We start from the raw sequence: 17863 nt of genomic DNA on the forward strand, positions 1-17863 counted from the left end.
GCCTTTATGGTACACTGCGCGCCTCTTTTACTCCCTGTGGTGCGCTCGTGTCTCAACGTCCCGTCTATCTGCCAGATGAATTTCTGGCGCAAATGCGCCAGGCTCTGCCTGACCCTCTCGCTCTTGATGCGTTTATCGCTGCCTGTCAGCGGCCGCTGCGCCGCAGCCTGCGCGTCAATACCCTGAAAATCAGCGTGGCGGATTTCCTCACGCTTGTTGCCCCGTACGGCTGGCAACTCACCCCGGTTCCGTGGTGCGAAGAGGGATTCTGGATCGACCGTGACGACGAAGAAGCCCTGCCGCTGGGCAGCACCGCCGAGCACCTGAGCGGGCTGTTTTACATTCAGGAAGCCAGCTCCATGCTGCCGGTAGCCGCGCTGTTTGCCGACGACAACGCACCCGCCCGGGTGATGGACGTGGCGGCAGCCCCTGGCTCCAAAACGACCCAAATCGCTGCGCGGATGAATAATCAGGGGGCGATCCTCGCCAATGAGTTCTCCGCCAGCCGCGTTAAGGTGCTGCATGCCAACATCAGCCGCTGCGGGATCAGCAACGTGGCTCTGACCCATTTTGATGGCCGCGTGTTCGGTGCCGCCCTGCCGGAAGCTTTTGATGCGATCCTGCTGGACGCCCCCTGCTCCGGCGAAGGGGTGGTACGCAAAGATCCTGACGCGCTGAAGAACTGGTCCGTCGCCAGCAATCTGGAGATCGCCGCCACCCAGCGTGAGCTGATCGACAGCGCTTTCCATGCCCTGCGCCCAGGCGGCACTCTGGTCTACTCCACCTGTACCCTTAACCGCGACGAGAACGAAGCGGTCTGCCTGTGGTTACAGGAACAGTATCCCGACGCCGTAGAGTTCCTGCCGCTAAATGACCTGTTCGCCAGCGCCGGTGAGTGCGTTACCCCGGAAGGCTTCCTGCACGTCTTCCCGCATATCTACGACTGCGAAGGCTTCTTCGTGGCACGGTTGCGTAAAACCGCCGCTATCGCGCCGCTGCCGGTACCGAAATTTAAGGTCAGCAACTTCCCGTTCACGCCGCTCAAAACCCGTGAAGCCGGGCAGATCGCCGCTGCGGCAAATCTGGCGGGTCTGCAGTGGGGGGATAATCTGCGCCTGTGGCAACGCGACAAAGAGGTGTGGTTATTCCCGACCGGGATTGAGCCGCTGATCGGTAAAGTGCGCTTCTCCCGCCTCGGCATTCGGCTGGCAGAAACCCACAACAAAGGTTACCGCTGGCAGCATGAAGCGGTGATCGCCCTGGCTGGCAAGGACAATACCTTTGCCTTAACCCAGCAGGAAGCCGAAGAGTGGTATCGCGGCCGTGATGTCTGGCCGCAGGAGAGCCCTGCCGGGGATGATGCGGTAGTGACGTATCAGGGTTTTCCCATCGGGCTGGCGAAAAAAGTGGGCTCGCGTCTGAAAAACAGTTACCCACGCGAACTGGTTCGCGACGGTCGTCTGTTTACCGGTAACGGCGACGCGAGCTAAAAAAAGGCACTTTTTTACTGGCGCTTTTGCTCTTCATTGACCAGGCTGAAAAGTGGGCGACTATACTGGTCGTACCAGACCACAGTGAGTTTATGGAGAGCATTATGACGAAAACCAATGTGCGCATTGGCGCATTCGAAATCGATGATGCCGAGTTAAACGGCGATACGCAGGGCGAGCGAACGTTAACCATCCCCTGCAAGTCCGATCCCGATCTGTGCATGCAACTCGACGCCTGGGATGCAGACACCAGCGTCCCGGCTCTCCTCGATGGCGAACACTCCGTGCTATACCGCGAGCATTACGATCACCAGTCCGATGCCTGGATCATGCGCCTTGCATGATTCAGAGAGAACCCGCCCGCAGGCGGGTTATTTGTCTGTCTTTTTCCCCCTTCCCTGAATCATCCCCTACAATATTAAGACGATAGTGAATGCTGAGGGGCATGATGTACGCACTGGTGCTGTTTATCTGTTATCTGGACGCGGGTTGCGAAGACCTGGTCGTGGACGTTTACCGTACCGAAATCCAGTGTGAGGCTTCGATGGACGATCAGCGGATCCGCCACGGCGGGTGCTATCCGGTAGAGGATTTTATCGATGGCTTCTGGCGTCCGGCACAAGAGTATTCCGACCTCTAATCACTGCAGCTGCGCCAGGGTCAACGACCCGCCAAACACCGCTCCGGTGTCGATATAGTGCAGGTTCTGGCAATCAAACCGCTTACTTAGCGGCGTATGGCCAAACCAGAAGTGATCGGCTCCGGCAATTCCCTCCTCATGGCCGTTCATTAAGTCCCGCAGGCGGTCCCGGTTCCACAAAATGGGTTGCTTCGCGACCGGTTTATCCCAGTGATACTGCGATGACGGGTAATCGGCATGGGCAATCACGTTCACGCCGTTAGCGCAGGTGATTTCGATAATCCACGGCAGCGTTTCGCAACGCCTGAACAGATCCACAGCCTGCTGCCGCTGCTCGCCCTTTAATTCGGCAAACCAGACGCCACCATTCATTAACCAGAGTCCAAAGCTCTTATTATGCAGGGCATCCAGCGCCATCTGCTCATGATTGCCGCGCACCGCATAAAACCAGTTTTCATTTAATAACTGCAGGCATTTCACGCTGTCCGGCCCGCGATCGATCAGATCGCCGACGCAAATAAGTAAATCCTCATACGGATTAAGATGTCGCTGCTTTATTTCCTCCATAAGCAGTTGATAACAGCCGTGAAGATCGCTTACCACCCAGACGTGTCGCCAGTTGTGACCATCAAGTTTTAGATACATAGCGCCTCCTCAGGATCAGTATAGTCCTTGCGGAATGGACCACTGAGGAGGCAAGAAGGCGTGCGGTTTAATAACCTCAATCGATATTAAACGAAGCGGAAATAAAGGCTTAGCAACGGTTAAATCATTATCCGATGACCTTTAAGATAATCGCAGAATTATAAAGAGGCCTTCATCGTGTCAAATACTATCCTGCCTGCTGAGGTGCCATACGCGCACCGTTCTTCCGTTATTCTCGCGCTGGCGAAAGGCGATCTTACGCCCGGGCCGCTATGGCAGAAACGCGATTACCGGCTGAAATTCTTCCTGCGCACCCTGCTGTTCTGGTCTTCGACCACCCGTATGCTGGAGACGATCGCCCGTCGGGATGATTTTTCAACCCTGCTGAAGGCGCAGCCGACGCTGCCGGTGAAAACCCAGCGCCAGTATCTCACTCGCGGGCTGTCAGCCGGTGAGCGCGCCGGGGCGATCCTGCACCACTACGCCTGGATTGATGCCCTGCCGGATAGCGGCCTGGCTCACCTCTTTACCAGCCCGACGCCGCTTCCGCTGCTCCAGTTCGCCACCAAAGAGGAGGCCAGCTATACGATCTATGCCACCTCAGCGGTGAAGGCCGAGCGTGAGGGTGAAACCACACTCTGGTTACGCGCCGGGGATAATACCCTGCTGGCGAGCCTGACCTTCGGCGTGATCGCGGAAAACGGGCGCAGCGCGCTGGTGATTGGTGGCCTGCAGGGGCCGCGCCGGGATGTCGGCCGGGAGACGATCAAAAACGCTACCCGCGCCTGTTATGGCCTGTTTCCTAAACGTATCCTGCTGGAAGCCGTTTTCAATCTGGCGAAGCAGTCAGGTATCAGCGCCCTTTACGGCGTCAGCGACGAGGGCCATGTCTTTCGTGCCCTGCGGTACCGGCTGAGTAAAGGCCGTCACCTGCATGCCAGCTACGATGAGTTCTGGGCCTCACTGGGCGCTAAGCAGGACAATGCCTTTCGCTGGGCGCTGCCATCCGGTATGGAGCGCAAATCGCTGGAGAGCATCGCCAGTAAGAAACGCGCTGAATATCGCCGTCGTTTTCAGCTGCTGGATGAGATTGAACAGGCTATCCACTCCCGGTTTTGCTGCTAATACCTGCTTTCATCGGTAACAGGCAAAAATTTAACACAAGCGCTAAAAAGCGCTGGACTTCCGCCGGGCGTAGTGTGGTATGGTTTAAGGAATAACAGAGGATGTTGCCCAACTGTTAAAGTCCGCAACAGGAAAATGCGTTTACTTTCAACAGATAAAAAGAGACCGAATACGATTCCTGTATTCGGTCCAGGGAAATGGCTCTTGGGAGAGAGCCGTGCGCTAAAAGTTGGCATTAATGCAGGCTAAGTCGCCTTGCACTTTAAGAATAGATGACGACGCCAGGTTTTCCAGTCCGCAGCAAAAGTGGCCTGAAAAAAAGCGTTAGCCTGTCCTTAAACACAAAAACCGCAATGCTTCCGAAGAGAAGCCTGCGGTTTTTTTATTGGAAACGGAAAGCTAGCAGAGCGTATTGGCGCGCTCAATGAACGGCGCCAGACTCTTTTTCTTTCCTGGGTTGGCCGGGTCATCAACCTGAATAATCGCGATCGGCTGGCCTTTGCTTGTACCGCTGTCGACCTGCTGCTGCGCTACGTCATTCAGCGGATACTGTACCAGGGTACTCGGGTTGATGGCATACAGGGCATGACCCGGACGGCAGGTCAACATCACCTCTTCCCGGTTAAACGCCCATTTGTCTTTACCCACTTCAAACCGGCTAACGGTGATCACCTGCGGTGCCGCCAGCGCCGTGCCGGAACAGGCCAGCAATAAAAGAGAAAGTACGGTTTTTTTCATTGTGTTCCACCTCGTCAGAAGGGTTCCCAGGTCGCGAACAGGCTGACTGCCGCCAGAACCAGCGCCCCCAGCACAACCTCAGTCTGCGTCATCCTGATAAAATAACGTTGCTCACGTCCGTCGCCGGAACGAAATCGCGGCACCAGAACATACCGATTCACCAGGGCAATTACCACCATCATTGCCACCAGCGCACATTTCAACAACAGCAGTCGTCCCCATTCTGAGTGCCACGGTAGTGCCCAGCCCTGGATCAGCAGGGTATTGATCGCCCCGGTGAGTAAGACCCCGGCGACGGCCAGATGACCGTAGCGCGAGAAGCGCATCATGGTGAGGATAGCGGCCTCCCGCCAGCGCCCGCGCGACAGACGCAGGCAAAACAAAGCCCCCCAGCCAGCCAGCGGCACACAGCAGATGCAGGGCATGATTGCTGCGCTGCACCCTGCCCAGAATGCCCTCATGCATCGCCGCATGCCCGGTTCCCGCCAGCAGGATAAACTGCGCGGCGGTAAACAGCAGCAGCAGGGGCGCGGCTTTGCGGGGTTCCAGCCAGGCAATCCAGACGGTTACGAAGGCCAGCATCATCTGCCATAGCCAGACCCGACCAAACTGCGTGGTCAGCACCGCTTGCCAGGTGCCCGGGCTGATAACATCCTGCCAGCCATTGCCCATCATTCCACCCTGCAGCGCCAGCATGATCAGGGCTGAGAGCAGACCGATAAGCGCAATCGCTTTTTGCCGACGGCGAAAGCGCCGCGTCAGTAAACGCCGCAGGGAGAGAGGCGCCAGCCAGGCGCTGTACAGGGCGTTGCCGAACAGCAGCATCAGGGCGGAAAAATGGACAAAGCGCAGCGTAACGTAGCAGAACGCCAGCATTTACTTCACGCTAAAACGGTAGCTACCCTGGGTTTTGTGACCATCCACGGAGACCACGTGCCAGTCCACCTGGTAAGTCCCTGCCGTCAGGGATGACGCCATCGGCACGATCAACTGGGTCGGATCTTTTTCGTTGCGTTTTACCGCTCCGGTTTCAACGGGCTGCTGTTTATCATCCTTGACCGGAACGCCGCTAAACCGCGGTTCGATCCCCTCGGAGAAGTTAAGCGTCAGTGCCTGCGGAGCCGCGTCCACGGCAGCATCGGCCGCGGGGTACTGATGCTTTAAATGGGCATGTGCAAAGACAACCGGGGTTGTCAGCGTCGTCAACAACAGAGTCAGCGTGCAGACAGCACGGGAAAGGCGCATCGCCATCACATACATTCCTTTTTGTTATGCCTGATTGTCAGAGGATAACTCTGTATAATGTTCCAGTCGAGGATCATCCTGCCCGGGCTTGTCAATAGGCCGCCGTTTGGGTAACGTTGGCCCGCAAATGAAGGAGACGGTTATGAAGATTAATCTCGCCACCCTCCCCCAGGAGGAGATGGACAAAGTGAATGTGGATTTAGCCGCTGCGGGCGTGGCATTTAAAGAGCGCTACAATATGCCGGTTATCGCTGAGGTGGTAGAGCGGGAACAACCGGCGCATCTGCGCGACTGGTTTCGCCAGCGTCTGATTGCGCATCGATTGACCTCTGTCACCCTTTCGCGCCTGCCGTGGGAGCCGAAAGTTAAATAACCTTACGCCGGGTTACAGTTCCTTACACAGATTATGCCAGGATACAAAGCCCTGATTCATTCAGGGGCTTTATGAATCTCTGCGACTCCGTGCATAAGGAAATCACGATGTCTCACTGGACTATTGCGGCTGCTCAGTACCAGCCGACCCATCATTGCGTGGACGACCACGTATCACACCATCTACGTTTTATCATCGCCGCCGCACACCAGCAGTGCAATTTGCTGCTCTTTCCGGAACTCTCGTTAACCGGCCCGGTCTTACCAGACAGCCAACTCCCTGCCCCACCCGCTCACCAGCAGATCGCGCCGCTGCATGAAGCTGCCCAGGCGTGTAACGTCTCGGTGATTGCCGGGATCACGGTGGAGGATAACGGCCAGCGTCAGCGTGGGCTGGCGTGGCTGAGCCCGGATCAGCCGCAGGCCATTTTCTACCCGCATGGTGCAGGTGCCTGTCTGGAGAGCCGACACAGCGGCCTCTCCCTTGTCGATGCCCACGCCGAGCCGCCCAATATCACCCCCAACGCCACGCTGTTTACCCGCGGTATGGCGGTGAGTGAAGCGGAGAGGCCCGCCTCATTTGCGCAGTGGCAGCGTTTTGCCCACCGCTATGGGATTGCGGTTCTGGTGGCGAATCACGACGGCGGTAGCGCCCTGTGGGATGCCCGCGGACAGTTAATCCTTCGCGCCGATTCCGGAGAGGTGTTATTAACGGGTCGGTATGTGGAGCAGAGTTGGCAAGGCGAGATCATTCCATTACGCTAAACCTTTTACGGCCAGGAGAGAGCCATGCTACGTGTCATCGACACCGAAACCTGCGATCTGCAGGGAGGGATTGTGGAAGTGGCGTCTGTCGATGTTGTGAACGGGCAGATCGTCAATCCATGCAGCCATCTGGTGCGTCCGGATCGCCCTATTAGCCCGCAGGCGATGGCTATTCACCGCATCACCGAGGCGATGGTGGCCGACAAACCCTGGATTGAAGAGGTGATCCCGCATTACCACGGTAGCCAGTGGTATGTGGCCCATAACGCCAGCTTCGATCGCCGCGTTCTGCCCGAGATGCCGGGAGAATGGATCTGTACCATGAAGCTGGCCCGGCGCGTATGGCCGGGCATCAAATACAGCAACATGGCGCTCTATAAGTCGCGCAAACTCAGCGTCAGAACGCCGGAAGGGTTACATCATCACCGCGCCCTGTACGACTGCTATATTACCGCCGCGTTGCTGATTGATATCATGAATACCACCGGCTGGACCCCGGATGAGATGGCCGACATCACCGGACGACCGGCGCTGCTGACCACCTTCACCTTCGGTAAATACCGCGGGAAACCGGTGGCAGAAGTGGCAGACAAAGATCCGGGCTATCTGCGCTGGCTGTATAACAACCTCGACAGAATGAGCCCCGAGCTGCGTCTGACGTTAAAGCACTATTTGGGCGGATCCTGATCCGCCTCGCCGGACCGGCTGGTCAATGTCTCCTGCGCCAGGCCGACAATAAACGCATATTCCAGCGCCACCCCTTCATAGGATTTAAAGCGCCCGGATTTCCCGCCGTGTCCGGCATCCATATCGGTGCAGAGCAGCAGTAAATTATCGTCGGTTTTCATTTCACGCAGTTTCGCCACCCACTTTGCGGGCTCCCAGTATTGTACCTGGGAGTCATGCAAGCCGGTGGTAACCAGCATATGCGGATAGGCTTTCGCCTCGACGTTATCGTAGGGGCTGTAGCCTTTCATGTAGCGGTAGTAGGTTGCATCCTGCGGGTTGCCCCACTCCTCGTACTCCCCGATGGTCAGCGGGATGGATTCATCCAGCATGGTGGTCAGCACATCGACAAACGGCACCTGCGCCACCACGCCTTTAAACAGCCCCGGACGTTCGTTAATCACGGTGCCCATCAGCATGCCGCCTGCGCTGCCCCCCATCGCGAAGCACTGTTTCCTGTCGCCATAACCCAGCTCGAGCAGCCCATCGCAGACATCGAGATAGTCGTTGAAGGTGTTTTTCTTTTTCAGGAACTTGCCGTCTTCATACCACTTCTGCCCCAGCTCGCCGCCGCCGCGGATATGGGCGATAGCGAAGACAAAGCCCCGGTCGAGCAGGCTTAAGCGGCTGCTGCTGAAATCGGCATCGATGCTGGAGCCATACGAGCCGTAGCCGTAGAGGAGGATCGGGTTTTTGCCCTTGCGGAAATGGTGCTTATGGTAGACCAGCGAGACCGGGACTTCGGTGCCGTCCCGGGCCACAATCCAGACGTGCTCGCTGCGGTAGAGCTCAGCGTTAAAGCCTTTGACCTCGGCCTGCTTTAGCACCTTGCGTTGCCCGGTGTCCATATCCAGCTCGAACAGGGTGTCCGGCGTGGTCATGGAGGAGTAGCCGTAGCGCAGACGCGATGTTTCCGGCTCGGGGTTGTAGCCGATCCAGGTGACGTAGGCGGGATCGTCGAAGGCGATCCCGATCACCTCCCGGGTTTTACGATTGATCTGCCGCAGGCTGGTCAGCCCGCGCTGGCGCTCTTCCACCACCAGCCAGTCGGTAAACAGGGTAAAGCCTTCAAGCATCACCTGATCCCGGGGTGGGATCAGCACTTCCCATTTGCGTTCATCGCGCACTTTGGTTTTGTAGAGGCCAAAATTTTTGCCCTCCCGGTTGGAGCGCAAATAGAAGGTGTGCTGGAAGTGGTCGAGGCTGTACTCGTGATCCTTGCGCCGCGGCATAAAGCACAGGGGCTGAGCGTCCGGCAGCTCGGCATCCAGCAGCAACACCTCGGTCGTCGTGGCGCTGGCGAGGAAGATAATCACGTAGTGTTTCGAGGTGGTTTTATGCAGGCTGACGTAAAAGGTTTCGTCTTTCTCCTCATAGACCAGCTCGTCGCTGGTGGACGCAGTGCCTACCGTATGTCGCCAGACCTGAAAGGGGTGCAGCGTGGTGGCATGCTTTTTAATGTAGTAGACCGTCTCCGAGTCGTTGGCCCAGATAAAATCGGGGGAGACGTTATCGAGCATCTCGGGATACCAGTTCCCGGACTCCAGGTTGCGGAACCGGAGTCCGTACTGCCGTCGGGAGAGGTAGTCTTCGGCCAGCGCCATAATGGCGTTATCCGGCGAAACCGCCATGCCGCCCAGGGTATAAAACTCGCTGTGCGAGGCCCGCTGGTTAGCATCCAGCAGCGTTTCCCACTCTTCCCACTCGGCGCAGAGCACCGACTGGCGCTGATAGATGGCGTATTCGTTCCCGGGCTCATAGATGTGCCGGTATCGATAGCCATTGCGACTCCAGGGCGCTGAGACATCACGCTGCGGGACGCGCTCGACCATTTCGTTGAGCAGACGGTCCTGCAGCGCCTGCTGCGTCGACATGACCCTGCGGCCATAGTCATTTTCATCGTGGAGGTAGTCCAGTACCTCCGGCTGTGAGCGGGTATCGTCGCGCAACCAGTAATAGTTGTCGATACGCGTGTCACCGTGCGCGGTGAGAGCGTGCGGTATGCGTTGGGCTTTAGGTGGCATGTCAGTATGATTCTTTTACGATTTACACCCTATAAGGTTGGCAAAACATGCGCACGATGCAAGCGAAACGGGATACCCGGGGGTAAAAAGTTAGCCGGGGAGCGCCTGTTTTTGCTGGCGAATATCCTGCTCGATCCCCTCGCGGACGTCAGCCGGAATTTTCAGCGCATCCCCCAGCGCATTGAGATAACTGCGCTCCATAAAGTGATCGATATCGATCGCCGCGCAGCTCAGGAAATAGAGCTCCAGCGCTTCCTCTTCATTTTTGATCCCCTGCGCCAGACGCTGTGGATCAAGGGGCTGCTCAATGGCCTGCGCCACCAGCGCCCTGCCCTGCTCCTCCACGCCCGCTTCCCGCAGCTGCTGCTCAATGGCGGCACGCTCCTGATCGTCAATGTGGCCGTCACTCTTCGCCGCAAAGACCAGGGCCAGGATCAGCCTTTCGCTGCGCACATCCAGCGCCGAGGCCTGCTGACCAAACTGCGGTTCGCCCTGATGGGCGCTACGCACTCTGTCCTTGTACTTGTTCCACAGCACGGAGCCCGCAATCGCGCCACCGCCTGCCAACAGGGCACCGGTGCCGTATTTCGCCAGCAATTTACGCGAGGATTTATTCGCCACCAGCAGCCCGGCAAGGCCACCAAGCGCCCCTGGCGACAGCATTTTGCTCAGCCCTTCGCCCGAGGAGGACCCCGTTTTCTGCCCCAGCATAGACTGTAATTGATTCAACCAGCTTGACATGATTTCCCTCACTTAACGGTGGATGAATTTCACAGCCTAAGCGAGGGGATGTCAGGAAATGTCTACGCTGACAAAAGAAGCGAAAATTCACCTCTTCGACGCGAGATACTGCGCGCTGCCCGCTTTGCAGTCGACCTTCACCTGATAATGAATATCGGTGTTTTTCCCGCGTACCGTCAGCGGCACGGTCCAGCGGTCTTTTTCACCCTTCACCTCCTTAGGGTTGATCCACGCCACCGGGTCGGCCATCCCCAGCCTCTTTTGATCGTCAGCCCAGCGCACGATGCGGTTTTGCAGATAATCCCGCTTCACGCTGGCGGCCATGCCCTCGGCATTCTGACCTTCGCAGGTCGGAAACTTCACGATTTTCTCATCGGCGGCCTGCGCCGTCAGGCTGGCACCCAGCAGCGCCAGCACCATCACTACCCCTGTTTTGTTCATCATGTTCTCCTGTATTGGCTCCCCAAAAGCATGGTCCAAAACGGCCGCGATGCAAATAACCGCCTGTCATCCCGATGGATTTCCGCGAAGCAAGACAGACGCAAACGTTTTCGTTTATACTGCGCGCAACTTTTTCAGGGGGATGATTATGACTCGTTTAGGTACTGCGCTGCGTCCGGCAGCGACGCGCGTAATGTTGCTCGGCTCCGGTGAACTGGGCAAAGAGGTGGCCATTGAGTGCCAGCGTTTAGGCATTGAAGTAATCGCCGTCGACCGCTATGCCGATGCCCCGGCCATGCACGTCGCCCATCGCTCGCATGTGATTAATATGCTGGATGGCGAAGCCCTGCGCGCCGTGATTGCCGCAGAGAAACCGCACTTCGTGGTGCCGGAAATCGAAGCCATCGCCACCGATACCCTGCTGGCGCTGGAAGCCGAAGGCCAGCGCGTGGTGCCCTGTGCCCGCGCCGCGAAGCTGACCATGAACCGGGAAGGCATTCGCCGCCTGGCGGCGGAAGAGCTGGCCCTGCCTACTTCCCGCTACCGTTTTGCCGACAGCAAGAGCGATTTTCTGCAGGCGGTGAACGACATTGGCTACCCGTGCATCATTAAGCCGGTGATGAGCTCCTCCGGCAAAGGACAGAGCTTTGTGCGCAGCGCCGACCAGCTGGATCAGGCCTGGGATTACGCCCAACAGGGGGGCCGCGCCGGTGCCGGACGGGTGATTGTTGAGGGCGTGGTGCAGTTTGATTTTGAGATCACCCTCCTGACCGTCAGCGCCGTTGATGGGGTGCACTTCTGCGATCCTATTGGCCATCGTCAGGAAGATGGCGACTACCGTGAATCCTGGCAGCCGCAGCAGATGAGCCCGCTGGCCCGTGCACGCGCCGAGGAGATCTCCCGCAAAGTGGTGCTGGCCCTGGGCGGCCATGGGCTGTTTGGCGTCGAGCTGTTCGTCTGTGGCGACGAGGTGATCTTCAGCGAAGTCTCCCCGCGTCCGCACGATACCGGCATGGTGACCCTGATCTCGCAGGATCTCTCCGAGTTTGCCCTGCACGTCCGCGCCTTCCTCGGCCTGCCGGTCGGCGGCGTGCGTCAGTATGGTCCCGCGGCATCGGCGGTGATCCTGCCCCAGCTGACCAGCCAGAACGTCACCTTTGATAACGTCGATGCAGCAGTAGGCGCGGGCCTGCAGCTGCGTCTATTTGGTAAGCCAGAAATTGAAGGTTCGCGTCGCTTAGGCGTGGCGCTGGCGACGGGTGACAGCGTGGAAGAGGCGGTAGAGCGGGCGAAACAGGCCGCCGCCAGCGTGCAGGTCGCAGGATAAAAAAAACGGGCCTGATGGCCCGTTTTATTATCGGCGTAGGCCGGGTAAGGCGGAGCCGCCACCCGGCAAAACAACATCTTACTGCTGCGCGCCTTCTACCGCTTCGCGCGCCAGCTTAGTGATGCGATCCCAGTCGCCCGCTTCCAGCGCATCCGCCGGAACCAGCCAGGAGCCACCGATGCACAGCACGCTTTTCAGCGCCAGGTAGTCACGGTAGTTCGCCGGAGAGATGCCGCCAGTCGGGCAGAAACGCACATTGGCGAACGGACCTGCGATAGCCTGCAGCGCTTTGGTGCCGCCGTTGGCTTCCGCCGGGAAGAATTTGAACTCTTTCAGACCGTAGTCCAGACCCAGCATCAGTTCAGATACGGTGCTGATGCCCGGGATCAGTGGAATGGAGCCTTCGGTTGCCGCTTTCAACAGCGGCTCGGTCAGACCCGGGCTGATGGCGAACTGCGCACCGGCTTCGGTAACTTCCGCCAGCTGCTGTGGGTTCAGCACGGTGCCTGCACCAATGATGGCTTCCGGCACTTCTTTGGCGATGGCGCGAATCGCATCCATTGCACAGGCGGTACGCAGGGTCACTTCCAGGACGCGAACGCCACCAGCAACCAGCGCTTTCGCCATCGGCACAGCGTGTTCCAGCTTGTTAACCACGATCACCGGCACTACCGGGCCAGTTTTCAGGATTGCTTCTGCACTTGTCTTCCAGTTTTTCATCAGAGTTTTTCTCTCGCCAGATCGATAATTCTTGTCGTCTTAAAACGTAATACAGGTCGCGCCCTGCTCTGCGCCCGAGAGGTTCTCGCGCAGCGCACTGAACATTTCGCGCCCCGTGCCCACGCGCGAAGCGCTCAGGTCAGGAATATGTGGCTTACGTGCGGCAAGGACCGCCTCATCCACCAGTAAGGTCAACTCGCCGGTCTGACCGTTAACGCGGATGATATCGCCATCGTACACTTTTGCCAGCAATCCACCGTCGTAAGCTTCCGGGGTGACATGGATGGCAGAAGGCACTTTACCTGATGCGCCGGAGAGGCGTCCATCGGTTACTAACGCAATTTTGAAACAGCGGTCCAATAATACACCAAGTGGCGGCATTAGTTTATGTAATTCTGGCATGCCGTTCGCTTTTGGCCCCTGATGACGGACCACAACCACGCAATCTTTGTCCAGCAGTCCGGCTTCAAACGCGGGCAGCACGTCATGCTGACTCTCGAACACCACCGCCGGCGCTTCAATAACCTGGTTCTCCACCGGCACCGCAGAGGTCTTCATGACTGCCCGTCCCAGGTTGCCGTTCAGCACTTTGGTGCCGCCGTGGTGAGAGAAGGGTTTGTCGAAGGTGGCGATCACGCTGTCATCCAGCGAGGCCTGAGCCCCTTCACGCCAGTCCAGCTCGCCGTCGTTCAGCCATGGCTCGAGGGTGTAACGCTGCAGGCCGAAACCGGCCACCGTATTGACGTCTTCGTGCAGCAGGCCGCCTTTCATCAGCTCACGCATCAGCACCGGTACGCCGCCCGCCGCCTGGAAGTGGTTAATGTCCGCCGGGCCGTTCGGGTAGAGACGGGTCATCAGCGGCACCACTTCAGACAGGTCAGAGAAATCGTCCCAGTTGATCAGAATGCCAGCCGCACGGGCCATCGCCACCATGTGCATGGTGTGGTTGGTGGAGCCGCCGGTCGCCAGCAGGGCCACGATACCGTTGACCACCACTTTCTCGTCGACCATTTTACCGAGCGGCATCCACTCGTTGCCGTTCCCGGTCAGGCGGGTCACCTGACGTGCCGCAGCGGCGGTCAACGCTTTGCGCAGGGGCGCATCCGGGTGAACAAACGACGAGCCCGGCAGCTGCATCCCCATAAATTCCACCACCATCTGGTTGGTGTTGGCGGTGCCGTAGAAGGTACAGGTGCCCGGCGCGTGGTAGGACGCGGCTTCTGACTCCAGCAGCGCCATACGATCCACTTTGCCTTCAGCATACAGCTGGCGAATACGCACTTTTTCTTTATTGGCCAGGCCGCTGGCCATCGGGCCTGACGGCACGAACAGCGCAGGCAGGTGACCAAACGACAGCGCTGCCATCGCCAGGCCCGGGACGATCTTATCGCACACGCCGAGGTACAGTGCGCCATCAAACATGTTATGTGACAGGCCCACCGCGGCAGACATGGCGATCACTTCCCGGCTCAGCAGCGAGAGTTCCATCCCGTCCTGGCCCTGGGTCACGCCATCGCACATCGCAGGCACACCACCGGCCACCTGCCCTACGGCGTTTGCCTGGTGCAGCGCTTTACGAATGATGCCCGGGTAGGTCTCGTACGGCTGGTGCGCCGAGAGCATGTCGTTATAGGAGGTGATGATGCCGATATTGTTACGCAGCATGCTTTTCAGCGAGGCTTTATCTTCTGGCTGGCAGGCGGCAAAGCCGTGCGCCAGGTTACCGCAGGCCAGCTGCGAACGATGGACCGTATCGCTCTTCGCCTGCTGAATGCGAGCGAGGTAGGCTGAGCGGGTCTTCTGCGAGCGCTCAACAATGCGCTGTGTTACCCGTAACAAAATCGAATTCATAGAAGCTCCTGTCATTTATCTGTCCGCGCTCTGGAATTAACAAAGTGTTTAGCAGGCTATAACATCGCTGAAACGCTTGATTGCCGGAGCTCTGGGGCAAAATCGCTTCAGCCAGTGTAATAAAAAAAGCTCCGGGTGGAAATCCACCCGGAGCTTAAATGATTAAATATTGCGCACTGGCCTGAGCCAGATCATGTTACCGGTAAAATAACCCCTAAGGATTAACGGCCAGGTTACTCAAACTCGTTCCAGGAACGGCCATCACGAGTGATCATTGCCACAGAGGCAACCGGTCCCCAGGTACCCGCCTGATACGGTTTCGGTGCATCCTGATCCGCAGCCCAGGCTTCGGTGATGGAGTCAACCCACTTCCACGCCTCCTCCACTTCGTCACGGCGTACAAACAGCGCCTGGATGCCACGCATGGTTTCCAGCAGCAGACGTTCGTAAGCATCAGCCAGATGGTTCTGGTTGAAGGTTTCGGAGTAGCTCAGATCCAGCTTGGTGGTCTGCAGGTTGTGCTTGTGATCCAGGCCAGGCACCTTGTTCAGCACCTGAATATCCACGCCCTCGTCCGGCTGCAGACGAATGGTCAGTTTATTCTGCGGCAGCTCTTGCCAGGACTCTTTGAACAGGTTCAGTTCCGGGTTCTTAAAGTAGACCACCACTTCAGAGCATTTGGCCGGCAGACGCTTACCGGTACGCAGGTAGAACGGCACGCCCGCCCAGCGCCAGTTATCGATATCCACGCGGATGGCGACGAAGGTTTCGGTACTGCTGGTTTTATTCGCACCCTCTTCTTCCAGATAACCAGGCACTTTTTTACCCTGGGCAAAACCGGCGGTGTACTGGCCGCGAACCGTTTTTTCACGCACGTTGGAGCGATCGATGCGGCGCAGGGACTTCAGCACTTTGACCTTCTCATCGCGAATGCTGTCTGCGGAGAGATCTGACGGCGGTGCCATGGCGATCATGCAGAGGATTTGCAGCAGGTGGTTCTGGATCATGTCGCGCATCTGACCGGCCTGGTCAAAGTAACCCCAGCGACCTTCAATCCCCACCTCTTCCGCCACGGTGATCTCCACGTGATCGATGGTGCGGTTATCCCAGTTGTTCACAAACAGGGAGTTGGCGAAACGCAGCGCCAGCAGGTTCAGCACCGTCTCTTTACCGAGGTAGTGGTCGATACGGTAAACCTGGCACTCTTCGAAGTATTCCCCGACCTGGTCGTTAATCTCACGGGAGGTCGCCAGCGAGGTACCCAGCGGTTTTTCCATTACCACACGTGCAGGCTTGGCGTTCAGTTTGGCTTCGCCGAGCCCTTTGCAGATGGCGCCAAAGGTGCTTGGCGGCATAGCGAAATAGTTGATGGTGACGCGATTTTTCTGATCGAGCATCGCGCCCAGTTCAGAAAAGGCCGAGGTGTCGTTCACGTCGAGGTTGCAGAAATCGAGACGTCCACTCAGCGTATCCCACAAACTTTCATCGATCTTCTCCTTCATGAAAGTTTCCAGCGCTTCGCGCACCACTTTGGTATACGCGTCTTTATCCCAGTCGGCACGGCCCACGCCCAGGATGCGCGTCTCCGGGTGGATTTGACCCGCTTTTTCCAGTTGATACAGGGAAGGCAGCAATTTACGGCGTGCAAGATCGCCTTTCGCGCCGAAAATGACCAGGTCACATGCCTGGGCTGTTTGCGTTACCGCCATGTCATTCTCCTCAGTTGGATACCCTGGTGCTTTTGCCAGAATATCGTTGTAATTTTATTACATGCACTCTACTGCTTTTATGTCATTCCCGAAACCATTTGCACTTATCCTCGCGTGCGATACGGCGATATTTCGCCAGGCAATAGCCCCGCGCAGGGTTATAAAGGTCAAATGGGTGAAACTTTGTTCTGCCAGGCCGTTGCTAAAATCCGACAGCGATCAAGTAATGAAAAAAAACAACAACATTTTTGTCGGAGTTTGCCCTTTTCAGCACATCACCGGGGTATATTCTTGCTAATTCGAATCGCGATTTCACCCCTTAATGAAATCGTTTCCACCGATGAGCGCCGTGTTAATAATGAACATGCTGGAAAAAATCCAGTTTCAACTGGAACACCTTAGCAAATCCGAGCGAAAAGTGGCTGAAGTAATTCTCGCCGCCCCGGCTCAGGCCATTCATTCCAGCATCGCCACTCTGGCCCAGGAGTCGGGGGTCAGCGAACCGACCGTTAACCGCTTCTGTCGCAGCATGGAAACGCGTGGCTATCCCGATTTTAAACTGCATCTGGCGCAAAGTCTGGCTAACGGCACGCCCTATGTAAACCGCAATGTCGATGAAGACGACAGCGTGGAGGCCTACACCGGCAAAATCTTTGAATCGGCGATGGCTACCCTGGACCAGGTCCGCCAGTCGCTGGATATGGGATCGGTTAATCGGGCCGTCGACCTGCTGACTCAGGCCAAGAAGATCGCCTTCTTTGGTCTCGGGTCGTCAGCCGCCGTCGCTCACGATGCAATGAATAAATTTTTTCGCTTTAATGTCCCGGTTATCTATTCCGACGACATCGTGCTGCAACGCATGAGCTGTATGAATTGTAACGAAGATGACGTGGTGGTGCTGATATCGCATACTGGTCGCACCAAGAGTCTGGTCGAACTGGCCCAGCTGGCGCGTGAAAACGATGCCATGGTGATTGCCCTCACCACCACCGGTACGCCGCTGGCACGTGAAGCGACGCTGGCGATCACCCTCGACGTGCCGGAAGACACCGATATCTATATGCCGATGGTGTCGCGTCTGGCGCAGCTGACCGTCATTGACGTGCTGGCCACCGGCTTTACCCTGCGCCGCGGGGCGAAATTCAGAGATAACTTGAAGCGTGTCAAAGAAGCGCTTAAGGAATCGCGTTTTGATAAAGAGTTGTTCATCAAGGGTGAAGTTCCCTGATCGTCACTGATAAAGTTGTTACTTTTTTCGGCATTCGGTAAGTTGCCAGTGGGTATTACGGCGGACAACGTGCCGA

Annotated in this window: 18 protein-coding genes and 1 pseudogene; 9 read left to right on the forward strand and 10 right to left on the reverse strand. The window is 57.4% G+C overall.

Annotated elements, in window-relative coordinates; translation table 11 throughout:
- Positions 1-47 precede the first annotated feature (47 nt).
- From rsmF to G7090_RS13700, 3 genes are all read left to right on the forward strand, one after another.
- Entirely contained in the window at positions 48-1490 is a 1443-nt protein-coding gene (rsmF, locus tag G7090_RS13690) for a 16S rRNA (cytosine(1407)-C(5))-methyltransferase RsmF (RefSeq protein ID WP_166182776.1), read from the forward strand.
- Between the two features lie 104 nt (positions 1491-1594).
- Entirely contained in the window at positions 1595-1834 is a 240-nt protein-coding gene (locus tag G7090_RS13695) for a YebV family protein (protein ID WP_106993305.1), read from the forward strand.
- A 104-nt stretch (positions 1835-1938) separates the two neighbouring features.
- Entirely contained in the window at positions 1939-2130 is a 192-nt protein-coding gene (locus G7090_RS13700; RefSeq protein ID WP_106993306.1) for a YebW family protein, read from the forward strand.
- Here the strand turns inward: G7090_RS13700 and pphA are convergent, their stop codons facing one another.
- Entirely contained in the window at positions 2131-2775 is a 645-nt protein-coding gene (pphA, locus tag G7090_RS13705) for a protein-serine/threonine phosphatase (RefSeq protein WP_166182777.1), read from the reverse strand.
- Between the two features lie 177 nt (positions 2776-2952).
- On the opposite strand from pphA, the gene G7090_RS13710 reads away from it, so the two are divergent.
- The gene (locus G7090_RS13710; RefSeq protein WP_166182778.1) at positions 2953-3900 is read left to right on the forward strand and encodes a VirK/YbjX family protein; all 948 of its coding nucleotides are present in this window, start codon (positions 2953-2955) and stop codon (positions 3898-3900) included.
- 399 nt (positions 3901-4299) lie between these two features.
- On the opposite strand, the gene G7090_RS13715 is transcribed toward G7090_RS13710, so the two are convergent.
- The 3 genes and pseudogenes from G7090_RS13715 to yobA all read right to left on the reverse strand — a co-directional run bounded on the left by G7090_RS13715 (position 4300) and on the right by yobA (position 5889).
- Positions 4300-4638 (reverse strand): YebY family protein, encoded by a 339-nt coding sequence (locus G7090_RS13715; RefSeq protein WP_166182779.1) that lies wholly within the window; start codon positions 4636-4638, stop codon positions 4300-4302.
- 14 nt (positions 4639-4652) lie between these two features.
- A pseudogene (copD, locus tag G7090_RS13720) lies at positions 4653-5514 on the reverse strand (copper homeostasis membrane protein CopD).
- Positions 5515-5889, reverse strand: a complete 375-nt coding sequence (gene yobA, locus G7090_RS13725; protein WP_166182780.1) for a CopC domain-containing protein YobA — start codon at positions 5887-5889, stop codon at positions 5515-5517.
- A gap of 136 nt (positions 5890-6025) precedes the next feature.
- On the opposite strand from yobA, the gene G7090_RS13730 reads away from it, so the two are divergent.
- From G7090_RS13730 to exoX, 3 genes are all read left to right on the forward strand, one after another.
- Positions 6026-6256 (forward strand): DNA polymerase III subunit theta, encoded by a 231-nt coding sequence (locus G7090_RS13730; RefSeq protein WP_032611906.1) that lies wholly within the window; start codon positions 6026-6028, stop codon positions 6254-6256.
- 107 nt (positions 6257-6363) lie between these two features.
- Positions 6364-7020 (forward strand): carbon-nitrogen hydrolase family protein, encoded by a 657-nt coding sequence (locus G7090_RS13735; RefSeq protein ID WP_166182781.1) that lies wholly within the window; start codon positions 6364-6366, stop codon positions 7018-7020.
- A 24-nt stretch (positions 7021-7044) separates the two neighbouring features.
- Positions 7045-7707 carry an exodeoxyribonuclease X gene (gene exoX / locus G7090_RS13740; protein ID WP_106993313.1) on the forward strand — a complete coding sequence of 221 codons (663 nt, stop codon included), beginning with the start codon at positions 7045-7047 and terminating at the stop codon, positions 7705-7707.
- On the opposite strand, the gene ptrB is transcribed toward exoX, so the two are convergent.
- The 3 genes from ptrB to yebF all read right to left on the reverse strand — a co-directional run bounded on the left by ptrB (position 7689) and on the right by yebF (position 10952).
- Positions 7689-9770 carry an oligopeptidase B gene (gene ptrB, locus G7090_RS13745; protein WP_166182782.1) on the reverse strand — a complete coding sequence of 694 codons (2082 nt, stop codon included), beginning with the start codon at positions 9768-9770 and terminating at the stop codon, positions 7689-7691. The genes exoX and ptrB overlap by 19 nt on opposite strands.
- A gap of 90 nt (positions 9771-9860) precedes the next feature.
- Positions 9861-10511, reverse strand: coding sequence for a tellurite resistance TerB family protein (locus G7090_RS13750; protein WP_166182783.1), 651 nt, complete (start codon positions 10509-10511; stop codon positions 9861-9863).
- 87 nt (positions 10512-10598) lie between these two features.
- Positions 10599-10952, reverse strand: coding sequence for a protein YebF (gene yebF, locus G7090_RS13755; protein ID WP_166185346.1), 354 nt, complete (start codon positions 10950-10952; stop codon positions 10599-10601).
- A gap of 148 nt (positions 10953-11100) precedes the next feature.
- Here yebF and purT point away from each other — a divergent pair, with 148 nt between their 5' ends.
- Positions 11101-12279: a formate-dependent phosphoribosylglycinamide formyltransferase gene (purT, locus tag G7090_RS13760; RefSeq protein ID WP_106993317.1), complete on the forward strand. Its 1179-nt coding sequence runs from the start codon at positions 11101-11103 to the stop codon at positions 12277-12279.
- Positions 12280-12357: 78 nt separating this feature from the next.
- On the opposite strand, the gene G7090_RS13765 is transcribed toward purT, so the two are convergent.
- The 3 genes from G7090_RS13765 to zwf all read right to left on the reverse strand — a co-directional run bounded on the left by G7090_RS13765 (position 12358) and on the right by zwf (position 16559).
- Entirely contained in the window at positions 12358-12999 is a 642-nt protein-coding gene (locus tag G7090_RS13765) for a bifunctional 4-hydroxy-2-oxoglutarate aldolase/2-dehydro-3-deoxy-phosphogluconate aldolase (RefSeq protein WP_106993318.1), read from the reverse strand.
- A 39-nt stretch (positions 13000-13038) separates the two neighbouring features.
- Positions 13039-14850 (reverse strand): phosphogluconate dehydratase, encoded by a 1812-nt coding sequence (gene edd, locus G7090_RS13770; RefSeq protein ID WP_166182784.1) that lies wholly within the window; start codon positions 14848-14850, stop codon positions 13039-13041.
- Between the two features lie 233 nt (positions 14851-15083).
- Positions 15084-16559, reverse strand: coding sequence for a glucose-6-phosphate dehydrogenase (gene zwf / locus G7090_RS13775; protein ID WP_106993320.1), 1476 nt, complete (start codon positions 16557-16559; stop codon positions 15084-15086).
- 322 nt (positions 16560-16881) lie between these two features.
- Between zwf and G7090_RS13780 the strand changes: the two genes are divergently transcribed.
- Complete coding sequence (locus tag G7090_RS13780; RefSeq protein WP_106993321.1) at positions 16882-17787, forward strand: MurR/RpiR family transcriptional regulator; 906 nt, start codon at positions 16882-16884, stop codon at positions 17785-17787.
- The last annotated feature ends 76 nt before the right edge of the window (positions 17788-17863 follow it).

Origin of the sequence: Leclercia sp. 29361, from assembly GCF_011290365.1 — a bacterium.
Classification (GTDB): domain Bacteria; phylum Pseudomonadota; class Gammaproteobacteria; order Enterobacterales; family Enterobacteriaceae; genus Enterobacter; species Enterobacter tamurae.

Bases quoted from the DNA above. Each gene is read 5' to 3' on its own strand.
- G7090_RS13695 (WP_106993305.1), top strand. From the start codon at position 1,595: ATGACGAAAACCAATGTGCGCATTGGCGCATTCGAAATCGATGATGCC.
- G7090_RS13700 (WP_106993306.1), top strand. From the start codon at position 1,939: ATGTACGCACTGGTGCTGTTTATCTGTTATCTGGACGCGGGTTGCGAA.
- pphA (WP_166182777.1), bottom strand. From the start codon at position 2,775: ATGTATCTAAAACTTGATGGTCACAACTGGCGACACGTCTGGGTGGTA.
- G7090_RS13715 (WP_166182779.1), bottom strand. From the start codon at position 4,638: ATGAAAAAAACCGTACTTTCTCTTTTATTGCTGGCCTGTTCCGGCACG.
- yobA (WP_166182780.1), bottom strand. From the start codon at position 5,889: ATGGCGATGCGCCTTTCCCGTGCTGTCTGCACGCTGACTCTGTTGTTG.
- G7090_RS13730 (WP_032611906.1), top strand. From the start codon at position 6,026: ATGAAGATTAATCTCGCCACCCTCCCCCAGGAGGAGATGGACAAAGTG.
- G7090_RS13735 (WP_166182781.1), top strand. From the start codon at position 6,364: ATGTCTCACTGGACTATTGCGGCTGCTCAGTACCAGCCGACCCATCAT.
- exoX (WP_106993313.1), top strand. From the start codon at position 7,045: ATGCTACGTGTCATCGACACCGAAACCTGCGATCTGCAGGGAGGGATT.
- ptrB (WP_166182782.1), bottom strand. From the start codon at position 9,770: ATGCCACCTAAAGCCCAACGCATACCGCACGCTCTCACCGCGCACGGT.
- G7090_RS13750 (WP_166182783.1), bottom strand. From the start codon at position 10,511: ATGTCAAGCTGGTTGAATCAATTACAGTCTATGCTGGGGCAGAAAACG.
- yebF (WP_166185346.1), bottom strand. From the start codon at position 10,952: ATGAACAAAACAGGGGTAGTGATGGTGCTGGCGCTGCTGGGTGCCAGC.
- purT (WP_106993317.1), top strand. From the start codon at position 11,101: ATGACTCGTTTAGGTACTGCGCTGCGTCCGGCAGCGACGCGCGTAATG.
- G7090_RS13765 (WP_106993318.1), bottom strand. From the start codon at position 12,999: ATGAAAAACTGGAAGACAAGTGCAGAAGCAATCCTGAAAACTGGCCCG.
- edd (WP_166182784.1), bottom strand. From the start codon at position 14,850: ATGAATTCGATTTTGTTACGGGTAACACAGCGCATTGTTGAGCGCTCG.
- zwf (WP_106993320.1), bottom strand. From the start codon at position 16,559: ATGGCGGTAACGCAAACAGCCCAGGCATGTGACCTGGTCATTTTCGGC.
- G7090_RS13780 (WP_106993321.1), top strand. From the start codon at position 16,882: ATGAAATCGTTTCCACCGATGAGCGCCGTGTTAATAATGAACATGCTG.